The following is an 18231-nucleotide window of genomic DNA, read 5'->3' as shown; positions in this document are numbered from 1 at the left end:
CCTTCCATCAGTGAAAGCAACCGGCTTTGCCGGGCATTTGATCCGCGACCTATAATGGTCGTTTCCCGCGTCGCAGCACGAGGTAGTCATGGACAGCATTCTGGTCAGGGGCGCACGAACCCATAACCTGAAGAACATTGATGTCGAACTGCCGCGCGACAAGTTGATCGTGGTAACCGGTCTATCCGGTTCGGGTAAGTCTTCACTCGCATTCGACACGCTTTACGCCGAAGGGCAACGACGTTACGTCGAGTCCCTGTCGACCTACGCCCGCCAGTTCCTGTCGATGATGGAAAAGCCCGACGTCGACCATATCGAAGGACTGTCGCCGGCCATCTCCATCGAACAGAAATCGACCTCGCACAACCCGCGCTCCACCGTGGGTACGATCACCGAGATCTACGACTATCTGCGCCTGCTGTTCGCACGGGCCGGCACGCCACGATGCCCGGACCACGACGAGGAACTCGAGGCTCAGACGGTTTCACAGATGGTCGACCAGGTGCTCACATTGCCGGAGGGCAGCCGCCTGATGCTGCTGGCACCGGTGGTCAAGGGCCGCAAGGGCGAGCATCAACAATTGATCAGCGAGCTACGGGCCCAAGGGTTCGTGCGCGCGGTGATCGACGGCCATACTGTCGAGCTCGACGACGTGCCGGATCTCGACAAGAAGCGCAAACACGACATCAGCGTCGTAGTCGACCGTATCAAGGTACGCCCGGACCTGCAGCAGCGCCTGGCTGAATCCTTCGAGACCGCGCTCAACCTGGCGGATGGCACGGCGATCATCCACTTCATGGATGGCGAGCAGGAAAATCTGGCGTTCTCGTCGCGTTTCGCCTGTCCTATCTGCGGCTATTCGCTTTCCGAACTGGAGCCGCGGCTCTTCTCGTTCAACAATCCGGCCGGTGCCTGCCCGACCTGCGACGGCCTCGGCGTGCGCCAGTTTTTCGATCCCGACAAATTGATCAGCCATCCGGAGCTCTCGTTGGCCGAAGGAGCGATCAAGGGCTGGGATCGTCGCAGCATCTACTATTTCAGCCAGTTGCAGGCCGTCGCCGAGCACTACCGTTTTACGCTGGACACGCCGTGGAACGAGCTGGCCCGGCACGAGCGTGATCTGGTGCTCAACGGCAGCGGGAAGGACGAAGTCGCGTTCAGCTATGTCAACGACCGCGGCCGCAAGGTCACACGTGAGCATTCGTTCGAGGGCGTACTACCCAATCTCGAGCGGCGCTACCGTGAGACCGAGTCATCGATGGTGCGCGACGATCTTTCCAAATATCTGGCGGTGCGTCCTTGTCCGACCTGCGACGGCACTCGTCTCAAGCGCGAAGCCCGTCACGTCTTCATCGACGGCAACAGCCTGCCGACTCTGACCCGGATGCCAGTGGGCGAGGCCTGGGAGTATTTCCGCCAGGTCACTCTACCCGGCCGCAAAGGCGAAATTGCGGTCAAGATCGTTCATGAAATTCACGCTCGCCTGGAATTTCTGGTCAACGTAGGTCTCGACTATCTGACCCTGGAGCGCAGCGCCGACACGCTCTCGGGCGGCGAGGCTCAGCGTATCCGCCTGGCCAGTCAGATCGGCGCCGGCCTGGTCGGGGTGATGTACATCCTCGATGAGCCGTCGATTGGCCTTCACCAGCGCGACAACGAGCGCCTGCTGCAGACGCTGGTTCGATTGCGCGATCTGGGTAACACGGTGATCGTGGTCGAGCACGACGAGGACGCCATCCGCGCTGCCGACCATGTACTGGATATCGGTCCGGGTGCCGGCGTTCATGGCGGCCAGATCGTTGCCCAAGGCACGCCGCACGAGATCGAGACGGCGCCAGACTCGTTGACCGGACAGTACCTGTCCGGGAAGCGTTGTATCGAAGTACCGCCTTATCGAATTCCGGGCAATCCGGAAAAGCAGCTTCATCTGCGCGGCGCCAGCGGCAACAACCTGCAGAACGTCGATCTGGCGCTTCCGCTGGGCCTGTTCGTCTGCGTGACCGGCGTATCCGGCTCCGGCAAGTCGACGCTGATCAATTCGACGCTGATGCCGATCGCGGCGCGTGAGCTCAATCGTGCGACAACGCTGACGGCTGCGCCATATCGCAGCATCGAGGGCCTCGATCAGCTCGACAAGATCATCGATATCGACCAGAGCCCGATCGGCCGCACACCGCGCTCCAATCCGGCCACCTATACCGGAATATTTACCCCGATCCGCGAGCTGTTTTCCGGCACCCAGGAAGCCCGCGCACGCGGCTACAAGCCGGGGCGCTTCAGTTTCAACGTCAAGGGTGGCCGCTGCGAGGCGTGTCAGGGCGAAGGCATGATCAAGGTGGAGATGCATTTTCTGCCTGACATCTACGTACCCTGCGATGTCTGCAAGGGTAAACGCTACAACCGCGAGACGCTCGAGATTCACTACAAGGGCAAGAGCATCCACGAAGTGCTCGAGATGACCATCGAGGAAGCGCTGGAGTTCTTCAGCCCGGTGCCGGCGATCGCCCGCCGCTTGCAGACATTGATGGACGTGGGGCTCTCCTACGTCCGTTTAGGCCAGAGCGCCACGACGCTTTCCGGCGGCGAGGCACAACGCGTCAAGCTTGCCCGCGAACTGGCCAAGCGCGATACCGGACAGACGCTCTATATCCTGGATGAACCAACGACGGGCCTGCATTTCGAGGATATCCGACAGCTGCTGGGTGTGCTCCACCGCCTGCGCGATCATGGCAACACCGTAGTTGTGATCGAACATAATCTGGACGTGATCAAGACCGCGGACTGGGTCATCGACCTGGGTCCGGAAGGAGGCTCAGGCGGCGGGAAAATCATCGCGGAAGGAACGCCCGAGCAGGTGGCTGCGCTCGAACACTCTCATACGGGCCGCTTTCTGGCACCGCTGCTGCCCGAACCCAAGGTCCGCAAGGCAAAACGCGCCTGAGGCCCAGACGCGGCGCCATTCGGCGCCGCTATCGATCGCCTGGGTTCCGCCCCCGGTGCTGCAAAGTTTCGTTGAGCAGATCCGGCATTCAGCAAAACCCTAGCCAAAAGAAAACCGGCTGCCCANNTGGGCAGCCGGTTTTTGTCGTGCTGAAAGCTGTGGGGTTATTCTTCCCCGGCAGCTTCTTCGACGACCGGACGATCGACCAGCTCGATGTAAGCCATCGGGGCGTTGTCGCCGGTGCGGAAACCGCACTTCAGCACACGGACGTAACCGCCCGGGCGATTGACGTAACGCGGACCAAGCTCGTTGAAGAGCTTGCCAACAGCTTCCTTGGAGCGGGTGCGGCTGAACGCCAGACGGCGATTTGCCACGCTATCCTGCTTGGCCAGGGTGATCAGCGGCTCGATATGACGACGCAGTTCCTTGGCTTTAGGCAGGGTAGTCTTGATCACTTCATGCTCGACCAGCGAGATGCACATGTTCTTGAACATGGCGTGCCGATGCGAGCTGGTCCGATTCAGATGACGACCACTCTTACGATGACGCATGATTGCTATTCCTTACCAAACTGGTGATTCGAGTCGGCACGCTGGAAGACGGCGCCAGAGTCTGAACCCCGACGCTATCGTTCTTAGGCTGAAGCCTTGTCGTCTTTCAGACTCGCGGGCGGCCAGCTTTCCAGCCGCATACCCAGCGAAAGACCGCGCGAAGCCAACACGTCCTTGATCTCGTTCAAGGACTTCTTGCCAAGGTTCGGCGTCTTGAGCAGCTCGACTTCCGTGCGCTGAATCAAATCGCCAATGTAGTAAATATTCTCGGCCTTCAAGCAGTTGGCGCTGCGAACCGTGAGTTCGAGATCATCCACGGGGCGCAGAAGAATCGGATCGATCTGATCTTCTTCCTCTTCGATTTCCTGCTCTCTGTCAGCTTCGAGGTCGACGAAGGCGCCCAGCTGTTCCTGAAGGATGGTCGCACTACGGCGAATCGCTTCTTCGGGGTCCAGGGTGCCGTCAGTTTCGAGATCGATGACCAGCTTATCGAGGTCGGTGCGCTGTTCGACACGGGCCGCTTCCACCGCATAGGACACGCGGCGAACGGGGCTGAAAGTCGCATCCAGCTGCAGACGACCGATGGCGCGAGATTCGTCCTCGTCGGAGAGCCGCGCATCCGCGGGCTCGTAACCACGCCCCTGAACGATCTTCAGCTGCATTTTCAGCTCGCTGCCATCGTTGAGGTGAGCGATTACATGCTCCGGATTGACGATCTCGACGTCATGACCGACGGCAATGTCACCTGCGGTCATTACACCGGGGCCCTGCTTGTTCAAGGTAAGAACGGCTTCGTCGCGACCGTGCATCTTGATGGCCACGTCCTTGAGATTCAGTAGAATCTCGATGACGTCTTCCTGAACACCTTCGATGGCGCTGTACTCGTGCAACACGCCTTCGATTTCAGCTTCGACAATGGCACAGCCAGGCATCGAAGAGAGCAGGATGCGACGCAGCGCATTCCCCAGGGTATGCCCGAAACCACGTTCGAAGGGTTCCAGCACGATCTTTGCGTGATGTGCACTGACCTCTTCGACCTTGATGTCGCGGGGACGGAGAAACTCTGTCACTGAACGCTGCATATGAACACCTTCCCAGGCTGCCAAACGAAATTCGGTACTCCAGGCTGGAGTCGGGCCGACGGGCGGCCCGATTCCAGACTTACTTGGAATACAGCTCGACGATCAGGTTTTCGTTGATGTCGGCAGACAGGTCACCGCGTTCCGGGACAGCCTTGAAAGTGCCTTCCATCTTCTTCGAATCGATGTCGATCCACGTCACGTCGCCGCGGTTGGCAGCGATGGACAGGGCCTGCTGGATACGGGCCTGATTCTTGGCCTTCTCGCGAACAGACACGACGTCGCCGGGACGCACCTGATAGGACGCCACGTTGACGGTACGGCCATTGACCGTAATCGCCTTGTGGCTGACCAACTGGCGCGATTCATTACGCGTAGAGCCGAAGCCCATGCGATAAACCACGTTGTCCAGTCGGCATTCCAGCAGCTGCAGCAGGGATTCACCGGTCGCACCTTTCAGGCGAGCGGCTTCCTTGTAGTAGTTGCGGAACTGTTTTTCGAGTACGCCGTAGATACGACGTACTTTCTGCTTCTCGCGAAGCTGCAAGCCGTAGTCGGAAAGACGCTGACGGCGCTGGCCGTGCACACCCGGGATCTGCTCGGATTTGCACTTCTTTTCGAAGGGAGTGACACCGCTCTTGAGAAAGAGGTCGGTACCCTCACGACGAGAAAGTTTACACTTGGGACCTAGATAACGAGCCATGAGTCAGTCTCCTTAGACGCGGCGTTTCTTCGGCGGACGGCAACCGTTGTGCGGGATCGGCGTCGCGTCAGTAATGCTCTGTACACGGAAGCCGGCGGCATTCAGTGCTCGCACGGCAGACTCACGGCCAGGACCTGGGCCCTTGACCAGCACGTCGACGTTTTTCACACCATACTCGGCTGCAGCAGTCGCTGCACGTTCACTCGCCACTTGAGCTGCGAACGGGGTGCTCTTGCGAGAACCACGAAAACCCGAACCACCGGCTGTTGCCCAGGAAAGCGCATTGCCCTGGCGGTCTGTGATCGTCACGATCGTATTGTTAAAAGAGGCGTGGATGTGCGCAACGGCGTCCACAACCTGCTTTTTAACCTTTTTACGGTTACTACGCGGGTTAGCCATGTTGATGTATCCTGATCTTAAACGCCGGAACGTTAATTACTTACGAATCGGTTTACGCGGTCCCTTACGGGTACGCGCATTGGTCTTGGTACGCTGACCACGCAGCGGTAGACCACGACGATGGCGCAGACCACGGTAACAACCCAGATCCATGAGACGCTTGATATTCAGCGTCGTATCACGGCGAAGGTCGCCTTCTACGGTGTACTTGCCCACTTCGGTACGTAGGACGTCGAGCTCTTCGCCAGACAGTTCCTGGACCTTGGTGGTCGGTGCGATGCCGGCAGCGACGCAAACTGCTTCTGCGCGCGTGCGGCCAATCCCGTAGATGTAGGTCAGCGAGATCGCCGCATGCTTGTTGTCCGGGATATTGACGCCTGCAATACGGGCCATCAGCTTACTCCGAATGTTGAGCGGCTTGCTCGTTAGTCTTCCACAAAGGGCGCAATAGCATACACCCTGACCTCTCTCAAGGCAAGGGGTATGCCATGGCCCGCTTTTTACTCACAGCGTTAGGATCGAATCAACCCTGACGCTGCTTGTGACGAGGTTCGGTGCAAATTACACGAACCGCGCCATTGCGCCGAATGATCTTGCAGTTACGGCACATTTTCTTTACAGAAGCTCGAACTTTCATCGTTCTCTCCAAATGCTCTCTGGCGGAGGCTCAGCGCGTCAGGCCGCCGCTACCGTAGCCCTTCAGGTTCGATTTCTTCATCACCGACTCATACTGGTGAGACATCAGGTGAGACTGAACCTGGGCCATGAAGTCCATGATTACCACGACCACGATCAGCAGCGAAGTGCCCCCGAAGTAGAACGGCACCTGCCAAGCCACCATCAGGAACTGCGGCATCAACGAGACCAGTGTGATGTAGAGCGCCCCGAAAAGGGTCAGACGCGTCATCACCTTGTCGACGTAGCGAGCGGTCTGCTCTCCCGGACGGATCCCCGGCAGAAAAGCACCGGACTTCTTCAAGTTGTCAGCGACATCCTTCGGATTGAACACCAACGCCGTATAGAAGAAGCAGAAAAACAGCACTGCCGCCGCGAACAGGATGATGTACAGCGGCGCCCCCGGAGCGAGCTGCTGTGAGGCTACCTGCAGCCACTCGAAGCCATCGCTCTGGCCTAGCCACTGACCGATCGAGCCAGGAAACAGCAGAATACTGGACGCGAAGATCGGCGGAATGACGCCCGCCATATTGACCTTCAGCGGCAGATAGCTGCTCTGACCGGCATACATCTTGTTGCCAACCTGACGACGCGGATAGTTCACCGTGATGCGGCGTTGACCGCGTTCGATGAACACCACGAAGGCGATCGTGGCGATACCTAGAATCGCCAACGCCAGCAGCGGCAGAACGTTCCAGGCACCATCATTACGCGCCAACTCGAACGACTGACCGATCGCATTGGGTAGGCCTGCCACGATCCCGGAAAAGATGATCAACGAGATACCGTTGCCGATCCCTTTTTCGGTGATCTGCTCGCCCAGCCACATCAGGAATACTGCACCGGCCACGAAGGTGACGACGGCAGTGAAATAGAAACTGATGTCACCAGAGTAAGCAACGCCCTGACTGACTAGACCAACTGACATTCCGGTTGCCTGGATCAGCGCCAGTAACACCGTGCCGTAGCGGGTGTACTGGTTGATCTTGCGACGCCCGGCTTCGCCCTCTTTCTTCAGCGCTTCGAGCTGAGGCGATACCGCGGTCAGAAGCTGCATGATGATCGACGCGGAGATGTACGGCATGATCCCCAGTGCGAAGATACTCATGCGCTGCAGCGCACCCCCCGAGAACATGTTGAACATGCCCAGGATGGTGCCCTGGTTCTCCCGAAACAGGGCAGCCAGCTGGTCAGGATCGATGCCGGGGACGGGGATGTGGGCACCAATGCGGTACACCACGATCGCGATAAAGACGAAACGCAGGCGTGCCCACAGCTCGCTGAGACCACTACCCTTGTTCGCCGGCATGTTTCCTGACTTAGCCATTTAGTCCTCTACTTTGCCACCGGCCGCTTCAATCGCAGCACGCGCACCTTTGGTGACCTTGAGGCCACGCACGGTAACCGCCTTGCTCAACTCGCCGGAAAGAACAACCTTGGCGTACTCGGTAGCGTTCTTGAGCACGTTGGCTTTCTTCAGGCTAGCGAGATCAGCGACGTCGCCATCGACCTTGCCGAGTTCGGCAAGGCGGACTTCTTCGGACACCAGCGACTTGCGCGAAGTGAAACCGAATTTCGGCAGACGGCGCTGCAAAGGCATCTGACCGCCCTCGAAGCCCGGCTTGACCGAACCCCCGGAGCGCGATTTCAGGCCTTTGTGACCGCGACCACCGGTCTTGCCCAGGCCAGAACCGATACCGCGACCAAGGCGCTTTTCGGCGTGCTTGGAACCCGGAGCCGGGCTTAAGCTATTGAGTTTCATGGATTACTCTCCCTCGATTCGAACAAGGTAGTTGACCTTGTTGATCATGCCGCGAACGGCGGGGGTGTCTTCCAGCTCGACCGAGTGCCCAATGCGACGCAGACCGAGACCGGTCATTGTCGCCCTGTGCTTCTGCAGGACACCGATGGTGCTGCGGGTCTGGGTGATTTTGATCGTCTGTGCCATGGTCACTTACCCCGCCAACTCTTCGACAGACAGGCCACGCTTGGCGGCGATGTCATCCCGAGATTGCATGGATTCGAGCCCCTTGATCGTGGCACGAACCACGTTCACCGGATTGGTGGACCCGTAGCACTTGGCCAGAACGTCATGCACACCGGCCAGTTCTAGCACGGAACGCATGGCGCCACCGGCGATGATGCCGGTACCTTCGGAAGCTGGCTGCATGTAGACCTTGGACGCACCGTGACGGGAGCGCACCGGGTACTGCAGTGTGCTGCCGCTGAGGCTGACCTTGACCATGTTGCGGCGAGCCTGGTCCATGGCTTTCTGGATCGCGACAGGCACTTCACGTGCCTTGCCGCGACCGAAGCCGACCCGGCCGTTGCCATCGCCAACGACGGTCAGCGCGGTGAAACCGAAGATACGGCCACCCTTGACCACCTTGGCGACGCGGTTGACCTGCACCAACTTCTCTTGCAGATCTCCGCCCTTCTGTTCGTTATTCGCCATCGTTAAACCCTTTAGAATTGCAGACCGCCTTCGCGTGCGGCATCAGCCAATGCTTTGACACGCCCGTGGTACTGGAACCCGGCGCGGTCAAAGGCAACCTTAGAGATGCCAGCATCCTTGGCACGCTCGGCGATCAGAGCGCCCACTTTGGCAGCCGCGTCAGCGTTGCCCGTGGCACCTTCGCGCAAATTCTTGTCCAGCGTGGAAGCGCTGGCCAGGACCTTGCCGCCGTCCGGTGAGATGATCTGCGCATAGATGTGTCGCGGGGTGCGATTGACGCACAAGCGAAACACACCCAAATCGCGGATCTTGGCACGGGCGCGGCGGGCACGACGGAGACGAGATTCTTTCTTCGCGTTCATAACCCTGCCTTACTTCTTCTTGGCTTCTTTGCGGCGGACACGTTCGTCGCTGTACCGAACCCCTTTGCCCTTGTAGGGCTCCGGCGGACGGAACGCGCGAATTTCCGCTGCCACCTGACCGAGCTTCTGCTTGTCCGCGCTTTTCAGCACGATCACGGTGTTCTTGGGCGTTTCCGCCGTGACACCTTCGGGCAGCGTATAGTCGATCGGATGTGAGAAACCGAGTGTTAGGTTCAGCGTCTTGCCACTAGCCTGGGCACGATAGCCGACGCCATTGATTTCCAGCGACCGAGTGAAACCCTCGGAAGCGCCGGTGACCATGTTCTGGACCAGGGCACGAGTCGTGCCGACCATGGCCCATGTTTTCGCCTGTTCGCTCGGGGCGAAAACCAACTGGCCGTCTTCCTGAGTGATCTTCACGTCGGGATGTACGGTCAGTTCAAGCGTGCCCTGGCTGCCCTTGACGGACAGCTGGTCGTCGTCGAGCTTCGCTTCGACGCCGCTGGGCAGTTTAACCGGATACTTGGCTACGCGAGACATTACTCACTCCTAGAATACGGTGCAGATGACTTCACCACCGACACCCGCCTGGCGTGCGGCACGATCGGTCATGACACCCTGAGAGGTGGTGACGATCGCCACACCCAGACCGTCCGCGATCTTGGGCAGTTCACTCTTGCCCTTGTAGATCCGCAGTGACGGCTTGGACATACGCTGGAGGTGCTCGATGACCGGCTTGCCCTCGAAGTACTTGAGGGTCACGGTCAATTCGGGCTTGGCGCCTTCAGTGACCGTAGCGTCGGTGATGTAGCCTTCCTGCTTGAGTACGCGGGCCACTTCAACCTTGAGCTTGGAAGACGGCATGGTAACCGTCTCCTTGGTGGCCATCTGCGCATTGCGAATACGAGTACACATATCCGCCAGAGTATCTTGCATGCTCATTACATTGCGCTCCTGAATTCCTCGACGTGGCTTACCAGCTGGACTTCTTCAGTCCAGGGACATCGCCACGCATGGCAGCTTCGCGCAGCTTGTTACGGGCCAGTCCGAACTTGTTGTAGTAACCGTGCGGACGACCAGTAATGCGGCAGCGGTTGCGCTGACGGACCTGACTGGAGTCCCGCGGCAACTGTTGCAGCTTCAGCTGAGCGTCGAAGCGCTCTTCGTCAGAAGCGTTGACGTCATAAATGACGGTTTTCAGCGCGGTACGCTTGGCGGCGTATTTGTCGACCAGCTTCGCGCGCTTGAGCTCACGCTCAATCATGCTTTTCTTTGCCATGAATCCACCCTTATTGCTTGAACGGGAAGTTCAGCGCGCTAAGCAGCGCACGACCTTCTTCGTCGGTGATGGCGCTGGTCGTGATGGTGACATCCAGACCACGAATCCGGTCGATCTTATCATATTCGATCTCCGGAAAGATGATCTGCTCCCGTACGCCCATGGAGTAGTTGCCACGACCGTCGAAGGATTTCGGGTTCAGACCGCGAAAGTCACGTACGCGAGGAATCGCGATGTTGACCAGACGGTCCAGAAATTCCCACATCCTTTCGCGGCGTAGCGTCACCTTGACGCCAATCGGCCAGCCTTCGCGGACTTTGAAGCCTGCGATGGACTTGCGCGCCTTGGTCACCACCGGCTTCTGACCGGAGAGTTTCTCCAGGTCGCCGACAGCGTTGTCGATCAGCTTTTTATCGCTGGTCGCTTCGCCGATGCCCATGTTCAGGGTCACTTTGGTGATCCGGGGCACCTGCATAACGTTGGCATAGCTGAACTGCTCTTTGAGCTGAGCCATGACTTCGTTTTGATAACGTTCTTTCAAGTTCGCCATTTTGCTACCCGACTCGCGTTAGGCGTCGATCTGCTTCTGCGTCGACTTGTAGATACGTACCTTGGTACCGTCTTCCTGCAGCTGGAAGCCGACGCGATCCGCCTTGCCGGTCTCCGCATTGAAGATCGCCACGTTAGACGCATGGATCGGAGCCTCTCGCTCGACGATACCCCCCGGGTTGCCAACCATAGGATTGGGCTTGGTGTGGCGCTTGATCATGTTCACGCCCGAAACGACATAACGGTCGTTTTCGAGGACGCGTTTGATCGTGCCACGCTTGCCCTTGTCCTTGCCGGCGATGACGATAACTTCGTCGTCACGTTTGATCTTGTGCATATCCGCCTCGCTCCTTACAGCACTTCGGGCGCCAAGGAAATGATCTTCATGAACTTTTCGTTACGCAGTTCACGAGTTACCGGTCCGAAGATACGGGTGCCGATCGGCTGTTCGTTGGTGTTATTCAACAGAACCGCCGCATTTCCGTCGAAGCGGATCAGCGAACCGTCGTTACGACGGACACCGCTGCGCGTACGCACCACCACCGCCTTGAGGACCTGGCCTTTTTTGACCTTGCCCCGCGGGATGGCTTCTTTGACCGTCACTTTGATGACGTCGCCAACGCGAGCGTAGCGGCGGTGTGAACCGCCCAGCACCTTGATGCACTGCACCCGGCGCGCGCCGCTGTTGTCCGCGACATCCAGCATTGTCTGCGTCTGAATCATTGGTTTTCTCCAAACCTAATCTGACTGCACTGGTTCAGAAGGCGCCTATCGGGCTCAGCCCTTGGCCTGCTCGACCACCTCGACCAACGCCCAGGCCTTCTTCTTGGACAGCGGACGGCATTCCTGAATGGAAACCAGATCGCCGGCCTTGGCCTGATTCGTCTCGTCGTGGGCGTGCAGCTTGGTGGAGCGCTTCATGTACTTGCCATAGATCGGATGGCGCTCACGGCGCTCGATCAATACGACAATCGATTTTTCCATCTTGTCGCTCACCACCCTGCCGGTGAGCGTACGAGCTTTGCTTGCTTCAGCCATCATTGGTCACCTGACTTCTGGTTGAGCACAGTCTTGACGCGAGCAATGTCGCGACGAACCTGCTTCAGCAGATGCGTCTGGCTCAGCTGGCCGGTGGCCTTCTGCATGCGCAGGTTGAACTGCTCGCGGAGCAGTTCGAAGAGCTGCTCCTGCAGCGCATCGACTGACTTTTCACGCATTTCGTTGGCTTTCATCACATCACCGTCCGTTTCACAAAGGTGGTGGAGATGGGCATTTTCTGGGCCGCCAGGGAGAAGGCTTCACGCGCCAGCTCCTCGGAGACACCTTCGATCTCGTAAAGCACCCTGCCCGGCTGAATCTGGGCCACCCAGTACTCGACGGAACCCTTACCTTTACCCATACGAACCTCGAGAGGCTTGTTGGTAATCGGCTTGTCCGGGAATACACGGATCCAGATCTTGCCACCACGCTTGACGTGACGGGTAATGGCACGACGACCCGCTTCGATCTGACGTGCAGTGATACGGCCGCGATCGGTAGCTTTGAGACCGAAGTCCCCGAAGCTCACCTTGCTGCCGCGATGCGCCAGGCCGCGGTTACGACCTTTCTGCACCTTGCGGAACTTTGTACGCTTGGGTTGCAACATCGATCAGTCTCCCCTTACCTGGAACCTTTCTTCTTCGATGCGGGTGCCTGAGCCTGTTGCTTCTGCTTGGCACGCACCTCTTCGATGCCCCCGAGGATTTCGCCCTTGAAGACCCAGACCTTGACGCCGATGACGCCGTAGGTGGTGTGGGCTTCATAAGTGGCGTAATCGATATCGGCACGCAGCGTATGAAGCGGCACGCGACCTTCGCGATACCATTCGGTACGTGCGATTTCGGCACCACCCAGACGACCGGAGAGCTGTACCTTGAAACCGCCGGCACCCAGACGCATGGCGTTCTGAACGGCGCGCTTCATGGCACGGCGGAACATCACGCGACGCTCGAGCTGACCGGCGATGTTCTGCGCGACCAGAGCGGCATCGAGTTCCGGCTTGCGGACTTCTTCGATGTTGACGTGTACCGGCACACCCATCATGCGGGTGACTTCCTGGCGCAGCCGATCGACGTCCTCGCCTTTCTTGCCAATCACGATGCCCGGACGGGCGGTGTGAATGGTAATACGGGCGTTGTTGGCCGGACGCTCGATGGTAATGCGGCTCACGGAAGCGTTCTTCAAACGCTCCTCGAGATAGCGACGCACTTCCAGATCGCTGTTCAGCTTGTCGGCATAGGCGCCACGCTCGGCATACCATACCGAGGTGTGATCCTTGACGATGCCCAGTCGGATTCCGACTGGATTGACTTTCTGACCCATCTGGTCGACTCCTACTTCTCGGCTACCTTGACGGTGATGTGGCAGGTGCGCTTCAGAATGCGATCCGCACGGCCTTTGGCGCGCGGTTGAATGCGCTTGAGCGTCATGCCCTCATCGACACAGATGGTCGAGACACGCAGCTCGTCGATGTCCATGCCGTTGTTTTCTTCCGCATTGGCAATCGCGGACTGCAACACCTTCTTGACCAACTTGGCGGCCTTCTTCGGTGAGAAGGTCAGCACGTCGAGCGCTTCGGCGACCGGCTTACCGCGCACCTGGTCAGCCACCAAACGGGCCTTCTGGGCGGATAAGCTCGCGCCACGCAACTTAGCAGCGACTTCCATCTCTTATTCCTCTTGGCTTACCGTTTGGCTTTCTTGTCTGCCGCATGACCGCGATAAGTGCGGGTAGCAGCAAACTCGCCCAACTTGTGGCCGACCATCTCCTCGGAAACATGCACCGGGACATGCTGGCGACCGTTATGTACCGCAATGGTGAGCCCGACCATATTCGGCAGGATCATCGAACGACGCGACCAGGTCTTGATCGGTTTGCGATCGTTCTTTTCCGTTGCGACGTCGACCTTCTTCAACAGATGAAGGTCAATAAAGGGACCTTTCTTCAGTGAACGTGGCACAGCCGTTACCTCTTAATGTCTGTTACTTGGACTTGCGGCGACGAACGATGAGCTTGTCGGTACGCTTGTTCTTGCGGGTCTTGTGGCCCTTGGTGGGGATACCCCACGGGCTGACCGGGTGACGACCGCCACTGGTGCGGCCTTCACCGCCACCGTGCGGGTGGTCCACCGGGTTCATTGCGACACCGCGAACAGTCGGGCGCACCCCTCTCCAACGTTTCGCACCGGCCTTGCCCAATTGACGCAGGCTGTGCTCAGAGTTACCGACTTCGCCCAATGTCGCGCGGCACTCGGACAATACGCGACGCATCTCGCCGGAGCGAAGACGCAGCGTTGCATAATTGCCTTCACGCGCGACCAGCTGAGCGCTAGCACCGGCACTGCGAGCGATCTGCGCACCCTTGCCCGGCTTCAGTTCGATGCAATGCACCGTAGAACCGACCGGGATGTTACGCAGCGGCAGCGCGTTGCCGCGCTTGATGGCGGCGTTGACACCGGACTCCACCACGTCGCCGACCTTGATGGTCTTGGGCGCGATGATGTAACGACGTTCGCCGTCCATGTACTTCAGCAGCGCAATGTTGGCGCTACGGTTCGGATCGTATTCGATGCGCTCAACGGCGGCCTTGATGCCATCCTTGACGCGCTTGAAATCGATCAGACGATAATGCTGACGATGACCACCACCCACGTGACGTGTGGTGATACGGCCATTGTTGTTACGCCCACCCGACTTCGACTGCTTCTCGACAAGCGCGCCATAAGCGCGGCCCTTGAAGAGCTCGTCGTTGACGACTTTGACGACGTGACGACGACCGGCGGATGTGGGTTTTGTCTTGACTACTGCCATGATCCGTACTCCTGCCTACTCGGCGCCAGAGAAGTCTTCGAGCGTTTCGCCCGCAGCCAGGGTCACGTACGCCTTGCGGTAACCCTTGCGCAGACCAGTGCCGAAGCGAGTGCGTTTGGTCTTGCCCTTGACATTGAGCACCTGGACGCCGGCAACCTTCTTGCCGAACAACGCCTCGACGGCTTTCTTGATCTCAGGCTTGGTCGCGTCCTGGGCCACCCGGAACACGTACTGATTGTTCTCGGCGGCAAGCGCGGCCTTCTCGGTCATGTGAGGTCCGAGCAGAACCTTATATACGCGTTCCTGGTTCATCCCAGCTTCTCCTCGAATTTACGCAGAGCGGAGACGGTCATCAGCACCTTGTCGAAGGCGATCAGGCTGACCGGATCGGCGGCCGCAGCATCGACGACATCGACGTTGGGGATGTTGCGGGCAGCAAGATAGAGCTTCTCGTCGATCTCTTCAGTGACGATCAGCGCCTTCTCGAGCTCCAGCTCCTTGAGCTTACCCACCAGCTCTTTGGTTCTGGGTGCTTCGACGGCGAACTCTTCGACCAACACCAGACGGTCCTGACGGATCAGCTCGGAGAGGATAGAACGCATGGCCGCACGATACATCTTGCGGTTGACCTTCTGCGTGTAATCCTGCGGACGAGCAGCGAAGGTCACGCCACCGCTACGCCAGATCGGCGAACGGATGGTGCCGGCACGCGCACGGCCAGTGCCTTTCTGGCGCCACGGCTTCTTGCCGCCGCCACGCACGTCGGAGCGGTTTTTCTGAGCACGGGTACCTTGACGACCAGCCGCCAGATAGGCGGTGACGACCTGGTGCACCAATGCTTCGTTGAAGTCTTTGCCGAAGGTCGCTTCGGACACTTCGACGGTGCCAGCGGCACCTACGAGATTCAGATTCATCGGTCTCAGTCCCCTCAGCGAGCTTTCACGGCACTGCGCACAACGACATCGCTGCCGGGTGCACCTGGCACGGCGCCCTTGATCAACAGAAGATTGCGCTCGGTATCGATACGCACCACTTCCAGCGTCTGGACGGTGACACGCTCGTTACCCATCTGACCGGCCATCTTCTTGCCTTTGAAAACGCGACCTGGGGTCTGGCACTGACCGATGGAACCTGGCGCACGGTGAGAAAGCGAGTTGCCGTGGGTATTGTCCTGGGTACGGAAATTCCAGCGCTTAACGGCGCCCTGAAATCCTTTACCCTTGGAGGTACCGGTCACATCGACTTTCTGACCAGCTTCAAAGAGGGATACGGTGAAGGAACCACCCACTTCCGGAGTCTCGTCGTCTTCTGCAAGACGGAACTCCATCAGCGAACGGCCAGCCTCGATACCTGCCTTGGCGTATTGACCAGCAATCGCCTTGGTGAGGTGTTTGGCTTTGCGGGAGCCGGTCGTGACCTGCACCGCACGATAGCCGTCAGACTCGATAGTCTTGACGCTGGCGATGCGGTTGGGCTCAACCTCGATAACGGTTACGGGCACGGAGGCGCCATCTTCGGTGAAAACACGGGTCATACCCGCCTTTTTACCGACTAAACCGATAGTCATGTTCAGTCTCCTATAGTGTACGGGGCTATCACCCGCTATGGCTGCCCTTTCCAGAGCATTCCACTAGCACATTGTATGGCGTCTCACGACGCGGCGGTGCTGTTGAACTCAGCGCCCGCTAGTGACTAGTGTTGGTTTCAGTCGAGTTTAATCTGCACGTCTACACCAGCGGCGAGATCGAGCTTCATCAGCGCATCGACGGTTTTTTCCGTCGGCTCGACGATGTCGAGCACGCGCTTGTGCGTGCGAATCTCATACTGATCACGCGCATCCTTGTTGACGTGCGGTGAGATCAGGATGGTGTAACGCTCGCGATTAGTCGGCAGCGGGATCGGTCCACGCACCTGAGCGCCAGTGCGCTTGGCCGTATCAACGATCTCCTGAGCCGACTGGTCGATCAGCCGATGGTCAAACGCTTTCAGCCGAATGCGAATCTTCTGGTTCTGCATTTACCTTATGCTCCACTGGATGCTGACGGCGCGAGCCGTCGACCCACGCGTTCAAAGGACGCGCATTATAGGAGAGCCCCGATTGAGTGTCAATCACACTATCCATCGGGGCTATCGAACCCATACAGAAAAGGGGCGCGTGAGCGCCCCTTCTTTAACCATCATCGAAACGCTTACTCGATGATCTTGGCTACCACGCCGGCGCCAACGGTACGGCCGCCTTCGCGAATCGCGAAGCGCAGGCCGTCTTCCATGGCGATCGGCGCGATCAGCGTCACGACCATCTGGACGTTGTCGCCCGGCATGACCATCTCGACGCCTTCCGGCAGTTCACAGGTACCGGTAACGTCGGTGGTACGGAAGTAGAACTGCGGACGATAGCCCTTGAAGAACGGGGTATGACGACCACCTTCTTCCTTGGACAGCACGTAGACTTCGGCTTCGAACTTGGTATGCGGCTTGATGGTGCCCGGTTTGGCCAGAACCTGGCCGCGCTCGACGTCATCACGCTTGGTACCACGCAGCAGCGCGCCCACGTTCTCGCCAGCACGACCTTCGTCGAGCAACTTGCGGAACATTTCGACGCCGGTGACGATCGTCTTGGTAGTGTCGTGAATACCGACGATTTCGACTTCATCGCCAGTCTTGACGATGCCGCGCTCGACACGACCGGTCACAACGGTGCCGCGACCTGAGATGGAGAACACGTCTTCGATCGGCATCAGGAACGGCTGATCGATAGCGCGCTCCGGCTCCGGAATGTACTCGTCCAGAGACTTGATCAGGTTGGCAACGGCAGTGGTACCCATGCCGTTGTCATCCTTGCCTTCCAGCGCCATCAGCGCGGAGCCGATGATGATCGGGGTGTCGTCACCCGGGAAGTCGTACTCGGCCAGAAGCTCACGCACTTCCATCTCGACCAGCTCGAGCAGCTCTTCGTCATCGACCATGTCCGCCTTATTCAGGAACACGACGATGTACGGAACGCCGACCTGACGAGACAGCAGGATGTGCTCGCGAGTCTGCGGCATCGGGCCGTCGGCAGCGGAACAGACCAGGATCGCGCCGTCCATCTGGGCAGCACCGGTGATCATGTTCTTGACGTAGTCAGCGTGTCCCGGGCAGTCGACGTGCGCGTAATGGCGAACTTCGGACTGATACTCGACGTGAGCGGTGGCGATGGTGATACCGCGCTCACGCTCTTCCGGAGCATTGTCGATAGAATCGAACTGGCGCCACTCGCCGCCGAAGACTTCGGCAGAGACACGAGTCAGGGCTGCTGTCAGGGTCGTCTTGCCGTGGTCGACGTGACCGATGGTGCCGACGTTGACATGCGGTTTGGAGCGTTCAAATTTTGCCTTAGCCACTGCTATA

The 18231-nt window shown here is 58.8% G+C and carries 30 protein-coding genes; 1 reads left to right on the top strand and 29 read right to left on the bottom strand.

Going from position 1 to position 18231, the window contains the following annotated elements:
* Nucleotides 1-88: 88 nt before the first annotated feature.
* A complete protein-coding gene (uvrA, locus tag DOM27_RS00230) occupies nt 89-2941 on the top strand; it encodes an excinuclease ABC subunit UvrA (protein WP_110654069.1) in 2853 nt (950 codons plus the stop codon).
* A 164-nt stretch (nt 2942-3105) separates the two neighbouring features.
* Here the strand turns inward: uvrA and rplQ are convergent, their stop codons facing one another.
* The 29 genes from rplQ to tuf form a co-directional block, all read right to left on the bottom strand.
* A complete protein-coding gene (gene rplQ, locus DOM27_RS00225; protein WP_110654068.1) occupies nt 3106-3492 on the bottom strand; it encodes a 50S ribosomal protein L17 in 387 nt (128 codons plus the stop codon).
* Nucleotides 3493-3575: 83 nt separating this feature from the next.
* Nucleotides 3576-4574, bottom strand: coding sequence for a DNA-directed RNA polymerase subunit alpha (locus DOM27_RS00220; RefSeq protein WP_110654067.1), 999 nt, complete (start codon nt 4572-4574; stop codon nt 3576-3578).
* Nucleotides 4575-4653: 79 nt separating this feature from the next.
* Complete coding sequence (gene rpsD / locus DOM27_RS00215) at nt 4654-5274, bottom strand: 30S ribosomal protein S4 (RefSeq protein WP_110654066.1); 621 nt, start codon at nt 5272-5274, stop codon at nt 4654-4656.
* Between the two features lie 12 nt (nt 5275-5286).
* Complete coding sequence (gene rpsK / locus DOM27_RS00210; RefSeq protein WP_009723883.1) at nt 5287-5673, bottom strand: 30S ribosomal protein S11; 387 nt, start codon at nt 5671-5673, stop codon at nt 5287-5289.
* 36 nt (nt 5674-5709) lie between these two features.
* The gene (gene rpsM / locus DOM27_RS00205; protein ID WP_110654065.1) at nt 5710-6066 is read right to left on the bottom strand and encodes a 30S ribosomal protein S13; all 357 of its coding nucleotides are present in this window, start codon (nt 6064-6066) and stop codon (nt 5710-5712) included.
* A gap of 130 nt (nt 6067-6196) precedes the next feature.
* Complete coding sequence (gene rpmJ / locus DOM27_RS00200; RefSeq protein ID WP_031384759.1) at nt 6197-6310, bottom strand: 50S ribosomal protein L36; 114 nt, start codon at nt 6308-6310, stop codon at nt 6197-6199.
* A gap of 30 nt (nt 6311-6340) precedes the next feature.
* Nucleotides 6341-7675, bottom strand: coding sequence for a preprotein translocase subunit SecY (gene secY, locus DOM27_RS00195; protein ID WP_075563667.1), 1335 nt, complete (start codon nt 7673-7675; stop codon nt 6341-6343).
* Nucleotides 7676-8110, bottom strand: a complete 435-nt coding sequence (gene rplO, locus DOM27_RS00190) for a 50S ribosomal protein L15 (RefSeq protein ID WP_110654064.1) — start codon at nt 8108-8110, stop codon at nt 7676-7678. It lies immediately after the preceding gene.
* A 3-nt stretch (nt 8111-8113) separates the two neighbouring features.
* Nucleotides 8114-8296: a 50S ribosomal protein L30 gene (gene rpmD, locus DOM27_RS00185; protein ID WP_075563669.1), complete on the bottom strand. Its 183-nt coding sequence runs from the start codon at nt 8294-8296 to the stop codon at nt 8114-8116.
* 6 nt (nt 8297-8302) lie between these two features.
* A complete protein-coding gene (rpsE, locus tag DOM27_RS00180) occupies nt 8303-8803 on the bottom strand; it encodes a 30S ribosomal protein S5 (RefSeq protein WP_075563670.1) in 501 nt (166 codons plus the stop codon).
* 11 nt (nt 8804-8814) lie between these two features.
* A complete protein-coding gene (gene rplR / locus DOM27_RS00175) occupies nt 8815-9165 on the bottom strand; it encodes a 50S ribosomal protein L18 (protein WP_075571381.1) in 351 nt (116 codons plus the stop codon).
* A 9-nt stretch (nt 9166-9174) separates the two neighbouring features.
* Nucleotides 9175-9705 carry a 50S ribosomal protein L6 gene (gene rplF, locus DOM27_RS00170; protein WP_110654063.1) on the bottom strand — a complete coding sequence of 177 codons (531 nt, stop codon included), beginning with the start codon at nt 9703-9705 and terminating at the stop codon, nt 9175-9177.
* Nucleotides 9706-9714: 9 nt separating this feature from the next.
* Nucleotides 9715-10107 (bottom strand): 30S ribosomal protein S8, encoded by a 393-nt coding sequence (gene rpsH / locus DOM27_RS00165; RefSeq protein ID WP_075563673.1) that lies wholly within the window; start codon nt 10105-10107, stop codon nt 9715-9717.
* 31 nt (nt 10108-10138) lie between these two features.
* Nucleotides 10139-10444, bottom strand: coding sequence for a 30S ribosomal protein S14 (rpsN, locus tag DOM27_RS00160; protein ID WP_075563674.1), 306 nt, complete (start codon nt 10442-10444; stop codon nt 10139-10141).
* A 10-nt stretch (nt 10445-10454) separates the two neighbouring features.
* Nucleotides 10455-10994, bottom strand: coding sequence for a 50S ribosomal protein L5 (rplE, locus tag DOM27_RS00155; RefSeq protein ID WP_075563675.1), 540 nt, complete (start codon nt 10992-10994; stop codon nt 10455-10457).
* An 18-nt stretch (nt 10995-11012) separates the two neighbouring features.
* Nucleotides 11013-11330 carry a 50S ribosomal protein L24 gene (gene rplX, locus DOM27_RS00150; protein ID WP_075563676.1) on the bottom strand — a complete coding sequence of 106 codons (318 nt, stop codon included), beginning with the start codon at nt 11328-11330 and terminating at the stop codon, nt 11013-11015.
* 14 nt (nt 11331-11344) lie between these two features.
* Entirely contained in the window at nt 11345-11716 is a 372-nt protein-coding gene (gene rplN / locus DOM27_RS00145) for a 50S ribosomal protein L14 (protein WP_035470387.1), read from the bottom strand.
* 54 nt (nt 11717-11770) lie between these two features.
* Nucleotides 11771-12031 carry a 30S ribosomal protein S17 gene (gene rpsQ / locus DOM27_RS00140; protein WP_075563677.1) on the bottom strand — a complete coding sequence of 87 codons (261 nt, stop codon included), beginning with the start codon at nt 12029-12031 and terminating at the stop codon, nt 11771-11773.
* Nucleotides 12031-12225 (bottom strand): 50S ribosomal protein L29, encoded by a 195-nt coding sequence (gene rpmC, locus DOM27_RS00135; protein ID WP_075563678.1) that lies wholly within the window; start codon nt 12223-12225, stop codon nt 12031-12033. Before rpmC ends, rpsQ begins: the two co-directional genes overlap by 1 nt.
* Nucleotides 12225-12638, bottom strand: coding sequence for a 50S ribosomal protein L16 (gene rplP, locus DOM27_RS00130; RefSeq protein WP_071230712.1), 414 nt, complete (start codon nt 12636-12638; stop codon nt 12225-12227). The genes rpmC and rplP overlap by 1 nt, the downstream gene beginning before the upstream one ends.
* A gap of 14 nt (nt 12639-12652) precedes the next feature.
* Nucleotides 12653-13354 carry a 30S ribosomal protein S3 gene (gene rpsC, locus DOM27_RS00125; RefSeq protein WP_075563679.1) on the bottom strand — a complete coding sequence of 234 codons (702 nt, stop codon included), beginning with the start codon at nt 13352-13354 and terminating at the stop codon, nt 12653-12655.
* Between the two features lie 11 nt (nt 13355-13365).
* Nucleotides 13366-13698, bottom strand: a complete 333-nt coding sequence (gene rplV / locus DOM27_RS00120) for a 50S ribosomal protein L22 (protein ID WP_035470378.1) — start codon at nt 13696-13698, stop codon at nt 13366-13368.
* Between the two features lie 17 nt (nt 13699-13715).
* Entirely contained in the window at nt 13716-13991 is a 276-nt protein-coding gene (gene rpsS / locus DOM27_RS00115; RefSeq protein ID WP_075563680.1) for a 30S ribosomal protein S19, read from the bottom strand.
* A gap of 22 nt (nt 13992-14013) precedes the next feature.
* Nucleotides 14014-14841, bottom strand: coding sequence for a 50S ribosomal protein L2 (rplB, locus tag DOM27_RS00110; protein ID WP_110654062.1), 828 nt, complete (start codon nt 14839-14841; stop codon nt 14014-14016).
* A gap of 15 nt (nt 14842-14856) precedes the next feature.
* On the bottom strand, nt 14857-15153 hold the full coding sequence (rplW, locus tag DOM27_RS00105; protein WP_075563682.1) for a 50S ribosomal protein L23: 297 nt from the start codon (nt 15151-15153) through the stop codon (nt 14857-14859).
* Nucleotides 15150-15755 carry a 50S ribosomal protein L4 gene (gene rplD / locus DOM27_RS00100; protein WP_110654061.1) on the bottom strand — a complete coding sequence of 202 codons (606 nt, stop codon included), beginning with the start codon at nt 15753-15755 and terminating at the stop codon, nt 15150-15152. The genes rplW and rplD overlap by 4 nt, the downstream gene beginning before the upstream one ends.
* 14 nt (nt 15756-15769) lie before the next feature.
* A complete protein-coding gene (gene rplC / locus DOM27_RS00095) occupies nt 15770-16408 on the bottom strand; it encodes a 50S ribosomal protein L3 (RefSeq protein WP_110654060.1) in 639 nt (212 codons plus the stop codon).
* 137 nt (nt 16409-16545) lie between these two features.
* Complete coding sequence (gene rpsJ / locus DOM27_RS00090) at nt 16546-16857, bottom strand: 30S ribosomal protein S10 (RefSeq protein ID WP_035470365.1); 312 nt, start codon at nt 16855-16857, stop codon at nt 16546-16548.
* 173 nt (nt 16858-17030) lie between these two features.
* Nucleotides 17031-18224 carry an elongation factor Tu gene (gene tuf / locus DOM27_RS00085; RefSeq protein WP_110654059.1) on the bottom strand — a complete coding sequence of 398 codons (1194 nt, stop codon included), beginning with the start codon at nt 18222-18224 and terminating at the stop codon, nt 17031-17033.
* Nucleotides 18225-18231 lie beyond the last annotated feature (7 nt).

This window comes from Salinicola halimionae, from assembly GCF_003206065.1.
In the GTDB taxonomy this organism is placed as follows: domain Bacteria; phylum Pseudomonadota; class Gammaproteobacteria; order Pseudomonadales; family Halomonadaceae; genus Salinicola; species Salinicola halimionae.
The sequence above is the reverse complement of the archived record's forward strand: the minus strand, read 5'-3'. Positions and strand labels throughout refer to the sequence as shown.

Bases quoted from the DNA above. Each gene is read 5' to 3' on its own strand.
- rpsC (WP_075563679.1), bottom strand. From the start codon at position 13,354: ATGGGTCAGAAAGTCAATCCAGTCGGAATCCGACTGGGCATCGTCAAG.
- rpmC (WP_075563678.1), bottom strand. From the start codon at position 12,225: ATGAAAGCCAACGAAATGCGTGAAAAGTCAGTCGATGCGCTGCAGGAG.
- rpsE (WP_075563670.1), bottom strand. From the start codon at position 8,803: ATGGCGAATAACGAACAGAAGGGCGGAGATCTGCAAGAGAAGTTGGTG.
- rplB (WP_110654062.1), bottom strand. From the start codon at position 14,841: ATGGCAGTAGTCAAGACAAAACCCACATCCGCCGGTCGTCGTCACGTC.
- rpsH (WP_075563673.1), bottom strand. From the start codon at position 10,107: ATGAGCATGCAAGATACTCTGGCGGATATGTGTACTCGTATTCGCAAT.
- rpmD (WP_075563669.1), bottom strand. From the start codon at position 8,296: ATGGCACAGACGATCAAAATCACCCAGACCCGCAGCACCATCGGTGTC.
- rplN (WP_035470387.1), bottom strand. From the start codon at position 11,716: ATGATTCAGACGCAGACAATGCTGGATGTCGCGGACAACAGCGGCGCG.
- secY (WP_075563667.1), bottom strand. From the start codon at position 7,675: ATGGCTAAGTCAGGAAACATGCCGGCGAACAAGGGTAGTGGTCTCAGC.
- rplP (WP_071230712.1), bottom strand. From the start codon at position 12,638: ATGTTGCAACCCAAGCGTACAAAGTTCCGCAAGGTGCAGAAAGGTCGT.
- rpsN (WP_075563674.1), bottom strand. From the start codon at position 10,444: ATGGCAAAGAAAAGCATGATTGAGCGTGAGCTCAAGCGCGCGAAGCTG.
- rplR (WP_075571381.1), bottom strand. From the start codon at position 9,165: ATGAACGCGAAGAAAGAATCTCGTCTCCGTCGTGCCCGCCGCGCCCGT.
- rplX (WP_075563676.1), bottom strand. From the start codon at position 11,330: ATGCACAAGATCAAACGTGACGACGAAGTTATCGTCATCGCCGGCAAG.
- rplW (WP_075563682.1), bottom strand. From the start codon at position 15,153: ATGAACCAGGAACGCGTATATAAGGTTCTGCTCGGACCTCACATGACC.
- uvrA (WP_110654069.1), top strand. From the start codon at position 89: ATGGACAGCATTCTGGTCAGGGGCGCACGAACCCATAACCTGAAGAAC.
- rpsK (WP_009723883.1), bottom strand. From the start codon at position 5,673: ATGGCTAACCCGCGTAGTAACCGTAAAAAGGTTAAAAAGCAGGTTGTG.
- rplF (WP_110654063.1), bottom strand. From the start codon at position 9,705: ATGTCTCGCGTAGCCAAGTATCCGGTTAAACTGCCCAGCGGCGTCGAA.
- DOM27_RS00220 (WP_110654067.1), bottom strand. From the start codon at position 4,574: ATGCAGCGTTCAGTGACAGAGTTTCTCCGTCCCCGCGACATCAAGGTC.
- rpsM (WP_110654065.1), bottom strand. From the start codon at position 6,066: ATGGCCCGTATTGCAGGCGTCAATATCCCGGACAACAAGCATGCGGCG.
- rplC (WP_110654060.1), bottom strand. From the start codon at position 16,408: ATGACTATCGGTTTAGTCGGTAAAAAGGCGGGTATGACCCGTGTTTTC.
- rplQ (WP_110654068.1), bottom strand. From the start codon at position 3,492: ATGCGTCATCGTAAGAGTGGTCGTCATCTGAATCGGACCAGCTCGCAT.
- rpmJ (WP_031384759.1), bottom strand. From the start codon at position 6,310: ATGAAAGTTCGAGCTTCTGTAAAGAAAATGTGCCGTAACTGCAAGATC.
- rpsJ (WP_035470365.1), bottom strand. From the start codon at position 16,857: ATGCAGAACCAGAAGATTCGCATTCGGCTGAAAGCGTTTGACCATCGG.
- rpsD (WP_110654066.1), bottom strand. From the start codon at position 5,274: ATGGCTCGTTATCTAGGTCCCAAGTGTAAACTTTCTCGTCGTGAGGGT.
- rplO (WP_110654064.1), bottom strand. From the start codon at position 8,110: ATGAAACTCAATAGCTTAAGCCCGGCTCCGGGTTCCAAGCACGCCGAA.
- rplV (WP_035470378.1), bottom strand. From the start codon at position 13,698: ATGGAAGTCGCTGCTAAGTTGCGTGGCGCGAGCTTATCCGCCCAGAAG.
- rplE (WP_075563675.1), bottom strand. From the start codon at position 10,994: ATGGCGAACTTGAAAGAACGTTATCAAAACGAAGTCATGGCTCAGCTC.
- rpsQ (WP_075563677.1), bottom strand. From the start codon at position 12,031: ATGGCTGAAGCAAGCAAAGCTCGTACGCTCACCGGCAGGGTGGTGAGC.
- rplD (WP_110654061.1), bottom strand. From the start codon at position 15,755: ATGAATCTGAATCTCGTAGGTGCCGCTGGCACCGTCGAAGTGTCCGAA.